11 protein-coding genes are annotated in these 15,350 nt (G+C 71.9%); 7 read left to right on the top strand and 4 right to left on the bottom strand.

Annotation, left to right across the window (positions count from 1 at the left end; genetic code table 11):
• Positions 1–21: 21 nt before the first annotated feature.
• The 6 genes from HNP84_RS55335 to HNP84_RS29740 all read left to right on the top strand — a co-directional run bounded on the left by HNP84_RS55335 (position 22) and on the right by HNP84_RS29740 (position 9,260).
• Complete coding sequence (locus HNP84_RS55335) at positions 22–831, top strand: single-stranded DNA-binding protein (RefSeq protein ID WP_185053254.1); 810 nt, start codon at positions 22–24, stop codon at positions 829–831.
• A 958-nt stretch (positions 832–1,789) separates the two neighbouring features.
• A complete protein-coding gene (locus HNP84_RS29760) occupies positions 1,790–2,677 on the top strand; it encodes a phosphotransferase family protein (protein WP_185053253.1) in 888 nt (295 codons plus the stop codon).
• An 800-nt stretch (positions 2,678–3,477) separates the two neighbouring features.
• Positions 3,478–4,791 (top strand): GGDEF domain-containing protein, encoded by a 1,314-nt coding sequence (locus HNP84_RS29755; protein WP_185053252.1) that lies wholly within the window; start codon positions 3,478–3,480, stop codon positions 4,789–4,791.
• Positions 4,792–5,511: 720 nt separating this feature from the next.
• Positions 5,512–7,176: an energy-dependent translational throttle protein EttA gene (gene ettA / locus HNP84_RS29750; protein ID WP_185053251.1), complete on the top strand. Its 1,665-nt coding sequence runs from the start codon at positions 5,512–5,514 to the stop codon at positions 7,174–7,176.
• Positions 7,177–7,472: 296 nt separating this feature from the next.
• Positions 7,473–7,904, top strand: a complete 432-nt coding sequence (locus HNP84_RS29745) for a PPOX class F420-dependent oxidoreductase (RefSeq protein WP_185053250.1) — start codon at positions 7,473–7,475, stop codon at positions 7,902–7,904.
• A 78-nt stretch (positions 7,905–7,982) separates the two neighbouring features.
• Entirely contained in the window at positions 7,983–9,260 is a 1,278-nt protein-coding gene (locus HNP84_RS29740) for an MFS transporter (protein ID WP_185053249.1), read from the top strand.
• 7 nt (positions 9,261–9,267) lie between these two features.
• Here the strand turns inward: HNP84_RS29740 and HNP84_RS29735 are convergent, their stop codons facing one another.
• From HNP84_RS29735 to HNP84_RS29720, 4 genes are all read right to left on the bottom strand, one after another.
• Positions 9,268–10,818, bottom strand: a complete 1,551-nt coding sequence (locus HNP84_RS29735; RefSeq protein WP_185053248.1) for a glycoside hydrolase family 13 protein — start codon at positions 10,816–10,818, stop codon at positions 9,268–9,270.
• A 38-nt stretch (positions 10,819–10,856) separates the two neighbouring features.
• Positions 10,857–11,264: a globin gene (locus HNP84_RS29730; protein WP_185053247.1), complete on the bottom strand. Its 408-nt coding sequence runs from the start codon at positions 11,262–11,264 to the stop codon at positions 10,857–10,859.
• A 48-nt stretch (positions 11,265–11,312) separates the two neighbouring features.
• A complete protein-coding gene (locus HNP84_RS29725) occupies positions 11,313–12,251 on the bottom strand; it encodes a mechanosensitive ion channel family protein (protein WP_246518919.1) in 939 nt (312 codons plus the stop codon).
• A gap of 550 nt (positions 12,252–12,801) precedes the next feature.
• A complete protein-coding gene (locus HNP84_RS29720) occupies positions 12,802–13,086 on the bottom strand; it encodes a hypothetical protein (RefSeq protein ID WP_185053245.1) in 285 nt (94 codons plus the stop codon).
• A 439-nt stretch (positions 13,087–13,525) separates the two neighbouring features.
• On the opposite strand from HNP84_RS29720, the gene HNP84_RS29715 reads away from it, so the two are divergent.
• Positions 13,526–15,349 (top strand): NsdA family TPR-like regulatory protein, encoded by a 1,824-nt coding sequence (locus HNP84_RS29715; protein WP_246518917.1) that lies wholly within the window; start codon positions 13,526–13,528, stop codon positions 15,347–15,349.
• Position 15,350: the final 1 nt, after the last annotated feature.

The raw sequence follows: 15,350 nt of genomic DNA, 5'->3' as shown, positions 1-15,350 counted from the left end.
CCACCTGAGAGGCACACCGCAATGAACGACATCTACGTAACCCTCATCGGCACCGTGGCGGCCGAGCCGCGCCAGCACACCCTCACCGACGGTACCCGCGTGACCTCCCTGCGCGTCGCGACCAACAGCCGCTACTACGACCGCAAGGCCCAGGAGTGGCGCGACGCCGACAAGACCTTCTTCACGATCCGCTGCTGGCGCGGCCTGGGCGACCACGTGGCCCGCTCGGTCCAGGTCGGCCACCCGGTCGTCGTCCAGGGCCGCCTGCGCATCCGCGAGTTCGGCAAGGAGGGCGAACGCCGCTTCATACCCGAGGTCGAGGCCAACTCCCTAGGCCACGACCTGCGCTGGGGCATCGCCACCTTCCACCGTCCCCCACGCGGCGCCACCCCCGCCCCCCTGGACGACGACGCCCGCACCGCCCTCGACACCGCCACCGAAGACTGGGCCTTCCCCACCACATCCCCCACCCCCACCCCCACAGCCACCCCCGCCCTCCCCCCAGCCCCCGCCCTCCAAGCGCCCCCCACCACCCCACAACTCCCACCGGCGGCACCGTCCACCTCGCCGCCCACGCCCACCCCACCGCCGACCCCCCTCCACGACCCCGACGCCACGGCGACCTTCCGAGCCCCGGCCCCCTCCACACCCCCCGCCCCGTCGGCGCCCCCCACTCCCCAGGCAGCACCAGCCCCCACGGCCCCGTCGTCCACCGAACCCGCCCCCACCGAACCCGCCCCCACCGAGGCGTCCGAGCCCACAGGAAGGTGGCGCCGCCGCACCCCCAAGCCCGCCCAGGAGCCCTCCACCGAAACCCCCCAGGCAGCCTGACCTCCTTCAGCGGCGCCTGACGCACTCCAGAGGGGCGGGCCCACACCGCGCCCGGGGTGTGTCACCCTTCGGGAGGAGGCGGCCGGAGGGCGTCGCGTTTCCGCAAGTTGCGGCATCCACCCCCGTCCCGTCGGGCGCAAGATCCACCGTTGCCCGGACACTCCCGGGGGCTGCCTGGCGAGGCCCGCTTGGGTGCGCCCGGAGGCTCGTCTGGGCCAGTTTGCCGGACCTGTTCCGGCCTGCCCAGGCCAGCCCTGTCGCGGGTCTGCTTGGGTCTGCCCATCGGGTGCGCGCTTGGGTTCGTTGTCGACGCCTGCCTGTCCCAGCCCGCACGGGTTCGCTTGGCGAGGGCCGCCCCGTCCTCGCCTGGCCGGGCCTGCCGGGCCTGCCGGGCCTGCCGGGCCTGCCGGGCCTGCCGGGCCTGCCGGCCTGCCGGCCTGCCGGGCCTGTCGGGGACTGCTGGCGTCCGCCCGGCTCTACCGGGACGCTCGGCCCCAGCCGCACCCGGGTGGCCTGCGCTGTGCTGTCGGCGTGCGCCGTGCTTGCCCAGGCATGCCGGCCCTTGCGGTCGGTCCTGGCCCTTTCGCTCGGCCTCACCCTGCCGGGTGATCAAAAGCAGGTGCGGTGGGGGCTCGCTGCTCACGCGTGTGGTCGGCCGCCTCAACGCGCCATCGCCGTGAGCAGGGCCATGGCCGTCAGCGTGGCCGTCAGCGGGGCCCTCGCTGTGAGCAGCACCGGCTCTGCATGAGCCGGAGGGTGACGAGCCGGGCTCTCCACCGGTGGAGCGGGTCAACGGTGCTCCTTTCCCGGAACGGGTCACGGATGGGTCCAGCATGACCGTCGGGCCCGGCCGTCGCCCTGGAGTCGGGCGCCGACCGGTGAGGACCGCGCCGTAGCAGGTCCACGCGTGGGTGCGAGGGCTCGGGCTCCGGCCGCCGTGCGGAGGTAGGGTGCGGGCGTGGAGGCTGAGATCGAGGCGCTGGTGGGGCGGCATCTTCCGGGGCATGGGGGCGCCTCGGTGGTGCGGGCCGGCGAGGGTCTGGACAACGCGGTGTACGAGGTGGACGGTGAGCTGATCGTCCGGGTTGCGAAGGAGGAGGACCCGGAGCTGCGGGCCGAGCAGGTGGAGCGGGAGGCTCGGCTGCTGGCCGTCGTGGGGGAGTTGTCGTCGCTGCCGGTGCCCGAGGTGGTGTTCGCCGATCCGGAGCGGGGTGCGCTGGCATACCGCAGGCTGCCCGGGGTGCCGTTGCAGCGCAACCCCGTGGCCGAGCCCGTACGGCTGGCGGCGCAACTGGGGGAGTTCCTGACCGGGCTGCACGCGGCGCCCCCGGCCGAGATGGAGCCGCTCGCCCCGATCGACCGGTATCCGATGGACGAGTGGCTGCGTGACGCCGAGCGGGACTTCCGGGAGATCGTGGGGGGTGAGGGCGGGGTTCGTGATGAGGTGCCGGCGGAGGTGTGGCGGGCCGTCGAGGACTTCCTGGGGCGCACTCCGCCCGCCGAGGCCGGGGAGGTTGTTTTCACGCACAACGACCTGGGCAGCGAGCACCTGCTCGTCGATGTCGCCGCGAACGCGATCACCGGGGTCATCGACTGGACGGACGCGGCGGTGACCGATCCCGCGCACGATTTCGGGCTGATTCTGCGCGATCTGGGACCGGAGGTCTTCGAGCGCACATTGGCCTGTTACGGCGGGCGATGGTGCGACTCCGAGCGGGAGCGGGCCGTGTTCTACGCCCGGTGCGCGATCCTGGAGGACATCACCTTTGGTTTACGCACCGGTGAGCGGGTATACGTGCAGCCCAACCTGGTGCGCCTGGCCAGGAGCTTCCAACGCAACTTGTGATCAGAAAACACTTCGGTCCGGCGGGGCCGCCGCAGGGAGCGGCGCGAGCGGAAGCGGGGAGGGGGCACCGGCCGTGCCGGCCTCGCCGGGAGCGGTGCGGCCACGGTTCTCGCCGGGAGCGGGCGTCCTCCGGGTCGGCGGATCGTCGTCCGAGGCGCCCCGCGTGCGGTGGGCGTCGTCCGGGTCGGCGGAGTCGCGCCTGTCCGCGGCTGGGGCGTCGTCCGGGTCGGCGGAGTCGCGCCTGTCCGCGGGTGGAGCGTCGCCCGGGTCGGCGTTGTCGCGTCGTCCCGGTCGGCGTCGTCCGGTGGCGGCGTCCGGTCGGTGGAGCGTCGTCCTGACCGGGGCATGGCGCCACGACGGCGTAGCCCCAGGCGGCGTACGCCGGAGCGGCGTAGTGCCAGGGGTGACACGCCGCAAGGGCGTACACCGAGGTGGCGCGGCGCCGGGATGGCCTGACGCCGGGGCGGCGAAAGTGTGGTCGTCCGGGGTGGCGGGCGTCGTCTGCTCGGGGCGGGCGGGGCGCAGTGGCGGAGGTAGGTCCGCGCGGTCCCGCGAGCCTCGGGAGAACCGGCCGATGGTCTGTTCCGACTCAGGTGCCTGGGCGCTTTGTCAGGTCCAGGTCACACCCCGTGTCATGGCGGCTCCTTTCCGGTGCGGATCGTACGGGCCGTGAGCGGTCGCATCGTTCGCGGCCAGTGCAAAAATAACCGGCTTCCTCGCCCAAGGTAGCGGTTTGCATCGCACATCGCACACTCCGCAACTATTGTGTTACACATCGTGAGTCAGGGAGGGGGAATGACATGGCGGCGGCGAGTCACGTCTCGGTCAAGCCTCGTGGCGGTTCGAAGGCGCTGACAGGTCGGTGGCCCCTGCTGGCGCAGCCGAGGGCTCTGCTGGCCTACATCATCGCGATCGTGGCGCTGTACGTGGCGGGGCTCGGCTGGTTCGCCGTCTCGACCCCGATCCGGGCGGGCGACGCGCTGACCTTCGGCGCGCTCGTGGCGTGTGGAGCGGTGTGCATCGAGGCGACGAGGCGGCTCGGCATGCCGGCGGGCATCTCGCGAGACCTGCTGTCGGCGTGGTGGCTGCCCGTGGCGTTCCTGCTTCCGCCGCTGTACGCCCTGCTCGCGCCGATCCCGTTGCAGATCCTGATGCAGAAACGGGTCAGGCAGACCGTGCTGTATCGGAGGGTGTTCAGCTCGGCCGCCCTCGGGCTGGCCGGAGGGGCCGCCTCGGTGGCCTTCCACGCGCTGGTTGCCGACCCCGGCGAACTGGGCGCGGGCGCGGTGCAGCCGATCGGGGCGGCCGTCGCCTGCGCGCTGCTGTTCGCGGTCCTGAACACCCCGCTGATCGGCGTCGCGGCCTACCTGGCCGACGCCGACACCCGGTGGCGCGACGTCCTGTGGGACCGCGAGAACGCCCTGCTCGACGTCGTGGAGCTGTGCCTGGGCGTGATCGTGGCCATCGCCTGCGGGCTCAACCTCGCCCTGCTGGTGCTCGCGCTGCCGCCGGTCGTGCTGCTGCAGCGCAGTCTGCTGCACGCCCAGCTCCAGGCCGCCGCGCGTACCGACCCGAAGACCGGCCTGCTCAACGCCGCCGCCTGGCAGCGCGAGGCCGACACCGAGATCGTCCGCGCCCGGCGCACCGGCGCGCGGCTCGCCGTCCTGATCATCGACATCGACCACTTCAAACGGGTCAACGACCGCCACGGCCACCTGGTGGGCGACCAGGTGCTGGCCGGGATCGCCGCGACGCTGCGCGGCCAGCTTCGCGAGTACGACGTGATCGGCCGCTTCGGCGGCGAGGAGTTCTGCGTCCTGCTCCCGCACGCCGACGTCATGGAGGCCCGCCGGATCGCCGAGCGGCTGCGGCAGCACATCAGCCGCATGAGCGTCCCCGCCGACGAGGTGTCGGTGCGCGTGACCATCTCCGTCGGCGTCGCCATCAGCGGAGTGCACGGCGACGACCTGATCGACCTGCTGACCGCCGCCGACCTGGCCCTCTACCGGGCCAAGGAACTGGGCCGCGACCGTATCTGCCTGCCCCCCACCGTCCCGCCCCGCCCCCGAGAGACCGACGAGAACCAGCAACCCACGGAACCCGAGCCGGCCTAGGGAAGGCCCGGCCACCCGGTTGGTTTCGTCGAGGGCTGGCCGGTCGAGGGCCCATTGAGGGCTTGGCTGCGGGCTCGTCGAGGCTCGTCGAAGGCTGGCTGAGGGCGCGTTGAGGGGCTCGTCGAAGGCTGGTTGGGGGCGCGTTGAGGGGCTGGGTCAATGGCTGGTTGGGGGTGCGTGGAGGGGCTCGTCAATGGCTGGTGAGGCTGGTTGAGAGCTCGCGCGGGCCCGTCGTGGGCGGGGTTCCTCGCTGCCCCGCTTGTTCGTGCGCGGTGACCTGATGGCCATGTGCGGTCTGGGGTGCCGTGGTGGCGGTGCCGTGTGTGGCGTGGTGGTGGTGCCGTGTGTGCGTGGTGGGGGGGCGGTGTGTGGTGTGGCGCAGGGGTGCCCTGTGTGGCGTGTGTGGCGTGGTAGGGGTGCCCTGTGTGGCGTGGTAGGGGTGCCCTCTGCGGCGTGGTGGTGGCCGCCTGCGATGTTGTGGGCTGGCGTGGTGGCCGAGGGTGCCGTGTGTGCGGGGTGGCGCGGTGGCTTTGGGCGGGTTGGCGTGTGTGTCCCGGGCCCGTCATGTCCTGCGATGGGCGCATCCGGGGGCTCGGATGGTGCCCTGCCGGGGCCGGGTGGGTGTCTGCGTGTTCGCTGGGATTGGTGAGGTTCGCATCTGTTCGGGGGGAAGCCCCTAGCGAGCGGAAGCGCTGCCTTCGGGCCACTAAGCTTGACCGTATGCCGGAGTACATCTACACGCTGCAGCGCGTGCGCAAGGCGCACGGCGACAAGGTGGTGCTCGACGACGTCACGTTGTCGTTCCTGCCCGGAGCCAAGATCGGTGTCCTCGGCCCGAACGGCACCGGCAAATCGACGCTGCTGAGGATGATGGCGGGCCTGGAGCAGCCGTCCAACGGCGATGCCCGGCTGATGCCCGGCTTCACGGTGGGCATGCTCCAGCAGGAGCCCCCGCTCGACGAGACCAAGACGGTGCTCGGCAACGTCGAGATGGGCGTGGCCGAGACCAAGGCGCTGCTCGATCGGTACAACCAGATCGCCGAGCAGATGGCCACCGACTACAGCGATGAGCTGCTTGAGGAGATGGGGCGGCTGCAGGAGCAGCTTGACCATCGCAACGCGTGGGATCTCGACAGTCAGCTCGAACAGGCGATGGACGCGCTGCGCTGCCCGCCGGGCGACGCCGACGTGACCAAGCTGTCCGGTGGTGAGCGGCGCCGGGTCGCGCTGTGCAAGCTGCTGCTGGAGGCGCCCGACCTGCTGCTGCTCGACGAGCCGACCAACCACCTCGACGCCGAGAGCGTGCAGTGGCTGGAGCAGCACCTGGAGAAGTACGCCGGCACCGTCCTGGCGGTCACCCACGACCGCTACTTCCTCGACAACGTGGCCGGGTGGATCCTGGAGCTCGACCGCGGGCGCTGCCACGCGTACGAGGGCAACTACTCCACCTACCTGGAGAAGAAGGCCGCGCGGCTCAAGGTCGAGGGGCAGAAGGACGCCAAGCGCAAGAAGCGCCTGGAGGAGGAGCTGGAGTGGGTCCGCTCCAACCCCAAGGCGCGCCAGACCAAGAGCAAGGCCCGTCTCCAGCGGTACGAGGAGATGGCGGCCGAGGCCGACAAGCACCGCAAGCTCGACTTCGAGGAGATCCAGATCCCGCCGGGGCCGCGCCTGGGCACCACGGTGATCAGCGCCGAGGGGCTGACCAAGGGCTTCGGCGACCGGCTGCTGATCGAGGATCTGTCGTTCACGCTGCCGCGCAACGGCATCGTCGGCGTCATCGGCCCGAACGGCGTCGGCAAGACCACGCTGTTCCGGATGATCACCGGGAACGACACCCCCGACAAGGGCAGCATCACGGTCGGCGAGACCGTCAGCATCTCCTATGTGGACCAGACCCGGGCCGGCATCGACCCGAAGAAGAACGTCTGGGAGGTCGTCTCCGACGGGCTCGACCACATCAAGGTCGGCCACGTCGAGATGCCGTCGCGGGCCTACATCGCCGCCTTCGGGTTCAAGGGGCCCGACCAGCAAAAGCCCGCGGGCGTGCTGTCGGGCGGCGAGCGGAACCGGCTCAACCTGGCGCTCACCCTCAAGCAGGGCGGCAACGTGCTGCTGCTGGACGAGCCCACCAACGACCTCGACACCGAGACGCTGTCCAGCCTGGAGAACGCGCTGCTCGAATTCCCGGGCTGCGCGGTCATCACCTCCCACGACCGGTGGTTCCTGGACCGCATCGCGACCCACATCCTCGCCTGGGAAGAGGGGTCGAGCTGGTTCTGGTTCGAGGGCAATTTCGCCGACTACGAGAAGAACAAGATCGAGCGGCTCGGGGCCGAGGCCGCTCGGCCGCACCGGGTCACCTACCGCCAGCTCCGCCGCGACTGACGGCGGCCCCCGCGAATCAGCGCCGCCCCGGCGACCGCGCTCCCGCTCGGCCGCCGGGGCGGTTCCGCGTCTCCGGGGCGCGATCATGGGGCGGTGGTACGGCCGGCCGCCGCTGCACCGCGGCCAGGGCAGGGATGGCAGGAACGGCGCGCGTGATCACGCCGGTGCCGGTCGGTTGGGCGACGGGACTCGCAGCCTGTGACGCGTCCCTTGGAGTGTTGGCTGCCGTTGCTTCTGCGCAGGCTGGGAAGGCGTCGCTGGAATAGCGGGGACGGTGGCGCGACTTGGCTTTGGACATGACCGACACATCGTTCAACCCGCGTGCGCTGCTCGCGGGAAGCCGGCTCGGGGTCCTCGCGACGATCAAGTCGGACGGCCGCCCCCAGCTTTCCCCCGTCATGCCCTACTACGACCAGCAGGCCGATGTCATCTACGTGTCGATGACCGAGGGACGCGCCAAGACGGCGAACCTGCGCCGCGATCCGCGGGCCACGCTGGAGGTCACCAGCCCGGACGGGTGGGCGTGGGCCACCGCCGAGGGCAGGGCCACGCTCATCGGGCCGGGGACCGACCCTCACGGTCCCGAGGTCGAGGCGTTGGTGGACTACTACCGGCGCGCCGCGGGGGAGCACCCCGACTGGGACGAGTACCGGTCGGTCATGGTGTCCGACCGCAGGGTGCTCATGGTGATGACGGTCGACCACGTGTACGGCGCCAAGATCCGCTGACGGCGCCCGGAGGGGCCGCACGTCTCATGGGGTGGTACTCGTTGGCGGGGGAGCCGCCCCCGGGATGAGTATCTGGGCATGGTCGGTCGGCTGCGGCGGTGGTGGATCCTGTCCCTCGGGGTGAACGCGCACACCCTCTCCACGGTGGCGCTGTTCGGGCTGCCGGTGATCCTGCCGGTGCTGCGGCAGGACCTGGGGGTGTCGCTGGCGACGGCGGGGCTGATCACCAGCGCGCCGAGCGTGGGGGCGATGGCCACGCTGATCCTGTGGGGGGCGCTGGCAGACCGGCGCGGCGAGCGGGTGGTGATCGGGACCGGGGTCACGGCGTGTGCGGTGCTGCTGGCGTGCGCCGCCGTCGTCACCGAGCCGCTGCTGCTGGTCGTGCTGCTGGGGCTCGGCGGGGCGGCGGGGGCGGCGGCGGTCGTGGGCGGGGGGCGGATCGTGCTGCGCTGGTTCCCGCCGCACGAGCGCGGCATCGCGATGGGGCTCAGGCAGGTGTCGTACACGCTGGGGATGGCTATCGCCGCGTTCGCGCTGCCGCCGATCGCGCACGTGTGGGGCCTCACCGGTACGTTCGTCGCCTCCGCCGTGGCCTGCCTGGTCTCGGCGGTGCTCGCGGCGCTGTTCATCGCCGACCCGCCCGCGACCGCTCCTCCCCGGGGCGAGCGCCCGGGGCCCTCATCCGGGCGGCGGGAGGCGTCGCCGTACCGCGGGCCGGAGTTGTGGCGGGTGCACGGGAGCAGCGCGCTGCTGGTGATCCCGCAGTTCGCGGTGAGCACGTACGGCGTGAGCTGCCTGGTGGACGCGCATCACTGGGACCGGATCGGGGCCGGGCAGGTGTTCGGGGCGGCGGCCCTGGCCGGGGCGGCGGCGCGGCTGGCGGCGGGGTACTGGTCGGATCGCACCGGGCGGCGGATGGCCCCGTGGCGGCTGCTCACGCTCGCCGGCGCGGGCGTCATGGCGGTGCTGGCCGCGAGCGAGCGGATGAGCTGGTGGCCGGCCGTCGTGGCGCTGCTGGTCGCCTCGGTGGTGACGGTGAGCGGGAACGGGCTGGCGTACCTGGGGGCGGGGGAGCTGGCCGGGCCCCGATGGGCGGGACGGGTGCTGGGGGCGCACAACGCGGTGCAGAACGTGGTGGCGTTCGTGCTCGTGCCGGTGCTGGGGGCGGTGATCGGCGCGTTCGGCTACTGGTCCGGGTTCGCGATCGGCGCCGTCGTGGCGCTCGCCGCGGTGCCGCTCATCCCGGTCGCGGCCGAGCGGGTGCGGCGCGCGGCGGGGCGGCCGGGGGAGGGGCGGCCTCCCTCCGCCTCGGACGGCCGGGGGGAGGCCGGGGCGCTGCGCGACGCCGACGGCTGAACCTGGGTCAGGCGCGCAGCCAGGCCGCCGCGTCCGGCGGGAGCACGCCCGTACGGACGTCCGCCTCGGCGGGCGCCGTGGCGATCAGGACCTCGCTGTGCGGCGGCAGCCGCACCGGGCCGAGGCCGCAGTTGATCGCGCAGATCAGCCCGCCGCGGGCGAAGAACAGCGCGTCCTCGGTGTCCGCCCCGTCCAGCCAGGTGATGTCGTCGGGGAGCGAGGGCACCAGGGCGCGGCGCAGCGCGAGGGCCCGGCGGTAGAACTCCAGGGTCGAGCCGGGGTCGCCGGTCTGGCGCTCGGCGCTCAGCTCGGCCCACTCCGCGGGCTGCGGCAGCCACGGCCGTACGCCCGGCGCCGCGAAGCCGTACGGCGGCTCGGCGCCGGACCAGGGGAGCGGCACCCGGCAGCCGTCGCGGCCCGTCAGGGTGCCCCGGCTGCGGTGGAAGATCGGGTCCTGCCGGGCTTCCGGGGGAATATCCTTCACCTCGGGGAGGCCGAGTTCCTCCCCCTGGTAGAGATATGCCGACCCGGGCAGGGCCAGCATGGTCAGCAGGGCGGCGTTGGCCCGTCTCAGACCGGTGCCGGGATCGGCCTCGCCGTACCTCGTGCGGTGGCGTACGACGTCGTGGTTGGACAGCACCCACGTGGGGGAGGGCACGGTGCCCAGCGTGTCCTCGATCACCGTGCGGAAGGCGGTGGCCGACCACGGCGCCTGGAGCCAGGCGAAGTTGAAGCTCTGCTGCAGCTCGTCGGGGCGCACGTAACGGGCCAGGTCCTCGGCGGAGTCGGTCCACACCTCGCCGACCGCCATCCGCTCGCCGGGGTAGGAGTCGAGCACCTTGCGCCACTCGCGGTACACCTCGTGCACCTCCGGGCGGCCCCAGATGGGCGACTCGGCCCTGAACGCCTGGTCCTCGGGCGGGGTGTCGGGCAGGCCCTCGGCCTTGAACAGGCCCATCGCCACGTCGATGCGGAAGCCGTCCACGCCCCGGTCCAGCCAGAACCGCAGCGTCTCCAGGAAGTCGGCCTGCACGTCGGGGTCGCGCCAGTTGAAGTCGGGCTGCTCGGGGGCGAACAGGTGCAGGTACCACTGCCCGTCGGGGGCCCGGGTCCAGGCGGGGCCGCTGAAGGTGGACTGCCAGTTGTTGGGCGGCAGCTCGCCGCCGTCCACGAAGATGTAGCGGGCGCGTTCGGGGCTGCCGGGCTCGGCCGCGAGGGCCGCCTGGAACCACGGATGGGCGGAGGAGCTGTGGTTCGGCACGATGTCCACCAGCACGCGCAGGCCCAGGGCGTGCGCCTCGGCCACCATCGCGTCGAAGTCGGCGAGCGTGCCGAACAGCGGGTCCACGTCGCGGTAGTCGGCGACGTCGTAGCCGCCGTCGGCCATCGGGGAGGGATAGAACGGGGTCAGCCAGATCGCGTCCACGCCCAGCTCCGCGAGGTAGGGCAGGCGGGAGCGTACGCCCGCCAGGTCGCCCACGCCGTCGCCCGAGGCGTCGGCGAAGCTGCGGACGTAGATCTCGTACACGACGGCGTCGCGCCACCAGGGGTTGTTCATGTGTCTTGGGCTGCCCCGGCCCACGCCGCCTTATGCGCTCACGCGTCGGGGGCGTTGACGAGGCTGTGGGCCGCGTACACGAGGTAGTCCCACAGCCGGTTCTCCAGCTCGGCGGGCAGCTCCAGCGAGTCGACCGCGTCGCGCATGTGGCGCAGCCACGCGTCGCGCTCGGCGGAGCCGATCACGAACGGGTGGTGCCGCATGCGCAGCCGGGGGTGGCCGCGCTGCTGGCTGTAGGTGGTCGGCCCGCCCCAGTACTGGATGAGGAACATCCGCAGCCGGTCCTCGGCTCCGGTGAGGTCGTCCTCCGGGTAGAGCGGGCGCAGCAGCGGGTCGTCCGCCACACCCTGGTAGAACCGGTGCACCAGGCGGTGGAAGGTCTCCTCGCCTCCCACGGCCTCGTAGAAGGAGACCTGTACGTCGTGCTCGCCGGCGTTGCCTGACATGTCACTCACCTTATGCCACCTAAAAGACCGTACGGGCCGGGGCCGCGCTCAGCCCGCCGCCGCCGCGAGCGGGATGGACTCCTGGTCGAGCGCCGACTTGACCCGTATGCGCAGCTCGCGGGCCACCGCCGCCTGCTGGGCAGGGAGGGTCTTGGCGCTGACCCGGAAGATCATCGCGGTGTCGGAGATCTGCTCGATGCCGAAGACCTGCGGCTCCTCCACGATCATCTTGTCGCGGAACTCCGGGTCCTCCCACAGCTCGGCGGCCACGCGCTGCAACAGCTCGCGTACGGCCGGCACGTCGGCGTCGTACGCGACCGGCACGTCCACGGCCGCCCGCGACCAGCCCTGCGACTCGTTGCCCACCCGGGTGATCGTGCCGTTGCGCACGTACCAGACCCGGCCGTCCAGGTCGCGCAGCCTGGTGATGCGCAGCGTCACCGCCTCGACCGTGCCCACGGCCGGGCCCACGTCGATCACGTCGCCGACGCCGTACTGGTCCTCCAGCAGCATGAACATGCCCGCGATGAAGTCCTTGACCAGCTCCTGGGCGCCGAAGCCGACCGCGACGCCGATGATGCCGACGCTGGTGAGCAGCGGGGCGATCGGGATCGACAGGCGGCTGAGGATGGTCAGCAGGGTCGTGCCGATGATCACGACGGTGGCGATGTGCTTGAGCACCGAGCCCATGGTCTCGGCGCGTTGCTTGCGCCGCTCGGTCAGCAGCAGCGCGGCCTCCTCGCTGCTGCTCAGCGTACGGCCGCGCAGCCGCGCGGGCAGCGTGGTGGACGCGGCCCGGCGTACGACGCGGTCGATGATGCGCTGCGCGAGCTTGCGCAGCAGGAGGCCGACGACCAGGATCAGCACCAGGTCGGCCAGGCTCGCCACGAGCGGCACCCATGTACCCATGCCCTGCGGGAACAGCGTGTTCAGCGCTGGGCAGATGAAGCCCTGGTTGTCACCGCAACTGCGGACCAGGTTGTTCATGACCGCCTCAGGGTCCGGTGCCGGGGGCACCGGTGTGGGAGACAGCATCAGGTACACGAGGTGGATCCCCCCGGATCGGTTCGGTCGGCAATGAGTAAAGTCGGCAAGACTCTTCAATATTGCCGACCGAACCGGCCGCCGTCACATCACGCCGGGGAGACGGGGTTGTCCGGCCCCGGGGCCGCGGGGGCGGGAACCGGACGCTCCGGTGACGGACGGCCCGGACGGGGCACGCACCCGGAAGCGTGTCCCGTGCCGTTCCAGGAGGGGATCCCCCTTCCCTTCCCGGCACGTGTCGTGCGCCACGTGACATGCCGGAAAGGGGGCTTCATGGCGTTATCGCCGGGTCCGGCGCGCGGGCCGGTTCACGTCGAGGCGCGAACCGGCCCGCGCGCCGCGGAGCCGGCGGGGCGGGCCAGCATCCCGCCGTGCCGCGGTGAGACGGCATCGGGGGACGCTCCGCACCGGCGCCACCCCGCCGACCCCGTACGGCCGCGGTCAGGTGCGGTGGAGGCTCCGGTGGCTGCGCCCCACCGGTCCACCGCCTACCTCACTCCCCCACCGCGGCGAGCACGCGTGCGACCTTCGTCGCGGCACCGGCGGGATCGTCCGCCCGGTGCATCCTTTCGCCCCACGACCACCAGTAGTACCAATCGCGGTGGTCCGGGACCGGAACCTGCCTGCAGGTGACGTTCTCGGCGAGACTGGTCGCGTTCGGGTTGATCACGCGTACGAACGCGCGGCCCGACTGGGTGCGTACCACGCGGGCCAGCAACCCTCTGGCGTCAAGCTCCGACACCAGTCGTTCGAGGTGCCCGCAGTCGTCCTCCCCCACCTTCGTGCCTCCTTGTCGTGCTTTTCGGCTACGTCGTCTTCGGCTACGTCTTCGTCTTCGTCGTCTTCGTCGTCGGCAATGCCGAGGCGCCCTTCCCATGGCGCCTGACGTTGCTGTTGGCCCAACATGACTCAGTACGACGACGCGGTCAACGCACCGTAAACCCCTCTCAGGAGGGGCGTTCTCCCAAGTGGGTTGAAAGAAGCAGTCCGGGGGAGGACGATCCTTAGCCGATGGCCATGACCGAGCGTTTCCAGGCGCCCGGCACTGGTTCATCATTTTCCATAGGCGCAGTGCAACCTGTGAACTACGCTGTGTCAGCGTGAGTGGACCGGTCGGGAAGCGGCCACGCCGCAAGGCTGGCAAGGGGAGAGGGGCCGGGATGTCCGGCAGGCAACACAGAGAAACGGAGATCGCGCGGCAGATACGGGCCAAAGGTTTGGCCGCCGGCCGCAGCACGGCCCAGATCGCCGACATGATCTACGAGGAGTGCTCCGCCGACTACGGCACGACTCGGATCAAGAGCCAGCGCCTGGCGCACGGGATCGCGCTGGCCGACGTGATCGAGCAGGTGCGCGCCCTGTTCGCCCGAGACGGCAAGTCACAGCCGGGCATGGGCGAGACCCTGCTGTCGTCCTACGAGAGCGGCCTCAAGCGCCCCGGCCCCGAATACCTCCACTACCTGTGCTCGGTCTACCGGGTCGAGCCGGCCAACCTCGGCTACGACGGGCCGTGCATCTGCGGCCACGGCCACCGCATGCCCGGTGTGATGCGCGGCGACTCCGACGGCAACGTGACCCGCATCGACCTGCGCAACTCCCACCGCGAGCTGTACATCCAGCCCGCCGGGCCCGACCCCGGATCGGCGGCCAACGAGGAGGACGAGAACATCCTCCGCACCAGCCTGCTGACCGTCCTCACCAACCCCGCCACCGTCCAGGCCGAGCTGGCCGCGCCGGTGCTGGGCGCCATCGAGAACATCCGCCGCCGCATGGACGAGACCCTCGTCTCGGCCACGGTGTCGCCGGCGATGCTCGACCAGTGGGAGGAGGCGCTGGCGGGGTTCGGCCGCCAGTACATGAACACCCCGCCGCTGCGCCTGCTGTGCGACGTGATGCTGGAGTTCAGCGCCGTCCGCAAGGCCATGGACCGGCGCCAGCCCATCGACCTGCAGGACCGGCTGTGCCACATGGCCGCGCAGCTCGCCGGCCTGGGCGGCATGATCATGATCAACCTCGGCGACCACCGCCTGGCCCGGGCCTTCTTCCGGACCGGCCGCACCGCCGCCGACGAGACCGGCAACCGCGCCCTGCGCGCCTGGGTGTGCGCCCGCGAGGCCCTGGTCCCGCTCTACCTCGGCGACCCGCGCGAGGCGCTGAACCTGGCCAAGAAGAGCCGCGACCTCGCCGGCCAGACCCCGTGCGCGGCCCAGGCGATGGCCCCGGTCGTGGAGGCCCGCGCGCTGGCCATGCTCTCCGGCAGCGGCCGCAAGGACGTCGTCGACCAGGCCAAGCGCGCGCTGTCACGGGCCAGGGCCGCCTTCGCCCAGATGAGCGCCAACGAGAAGGACGACGCCACCTTCGGCTACACCGAGCGCCAGCTCTACTTCCACCAGGGCGACGCGCTGGTCAAGCTGGGCCAGGCCCTGGAGGCCGACCTGGTGCTGGAGCAGGCGCTCACCAAGTACGGCCCGTCCGAGTGGCTCGACCCGGTGCTGATCCGCTTCGACCGGGCCAAGTGCAAGGTGCTGGAGGGCGACCTCGACGAGGCGATGGAGATCGGCTACAAGCTGCTCTCGGAGCTGGAGGCGAGCTACCGCGCCGACATCGTGATCAAGCGCGCCGACGAGCTGGCCAAGGCCGTCGCGGCCAAGAACCCCAGGCACCCCCTACTGGAGCCCTACCGCGAACTGCTGAAGAAGCCCAACCCCGAGGCGTCGCTGGCCAACCTCGACACCACGGTCGCGCTGGCCACCGTCTCGTCCGGGCGCAAGAGCAGCCGGAGCGACAAGGACAACTCCGCCGCGGCCGAGGCCCTGGAGAAGCTCCGCCTGGCCTCCGAGCGCGAGGCCGCGTCCCCCCAGCCCCCGGCCACCGCCACGCCCGCCGCAGCCCCCACCCCCTCTCCCGACCCGACCGACACCGCTTCTCCGGAATCCATGACCGGCCCCGGCGAGGCCGATGGCTCCGACGACTCAGGCCCCCTGGCCTCCGTCACCCCCATCACCTCCATCACCTCGCCGCGTACCGGTCAGGAGGGTTGAT

Origin of the sequence: Thermocatellispora tengchongensis, from assembly GCF_014202315.1 — a bacterium.
In the GTDB taxonomy this organism is placed as follows: Bacteria; Actinomycetota; Actinomycetes; order Streptosporangiales; family Streptosporangiaceae; genus Thermocatellispora; species Thermocatellispora tengchongensis.
This window is presented reverse-complemented; position numbering and strand designations above follow the sequence as displayed.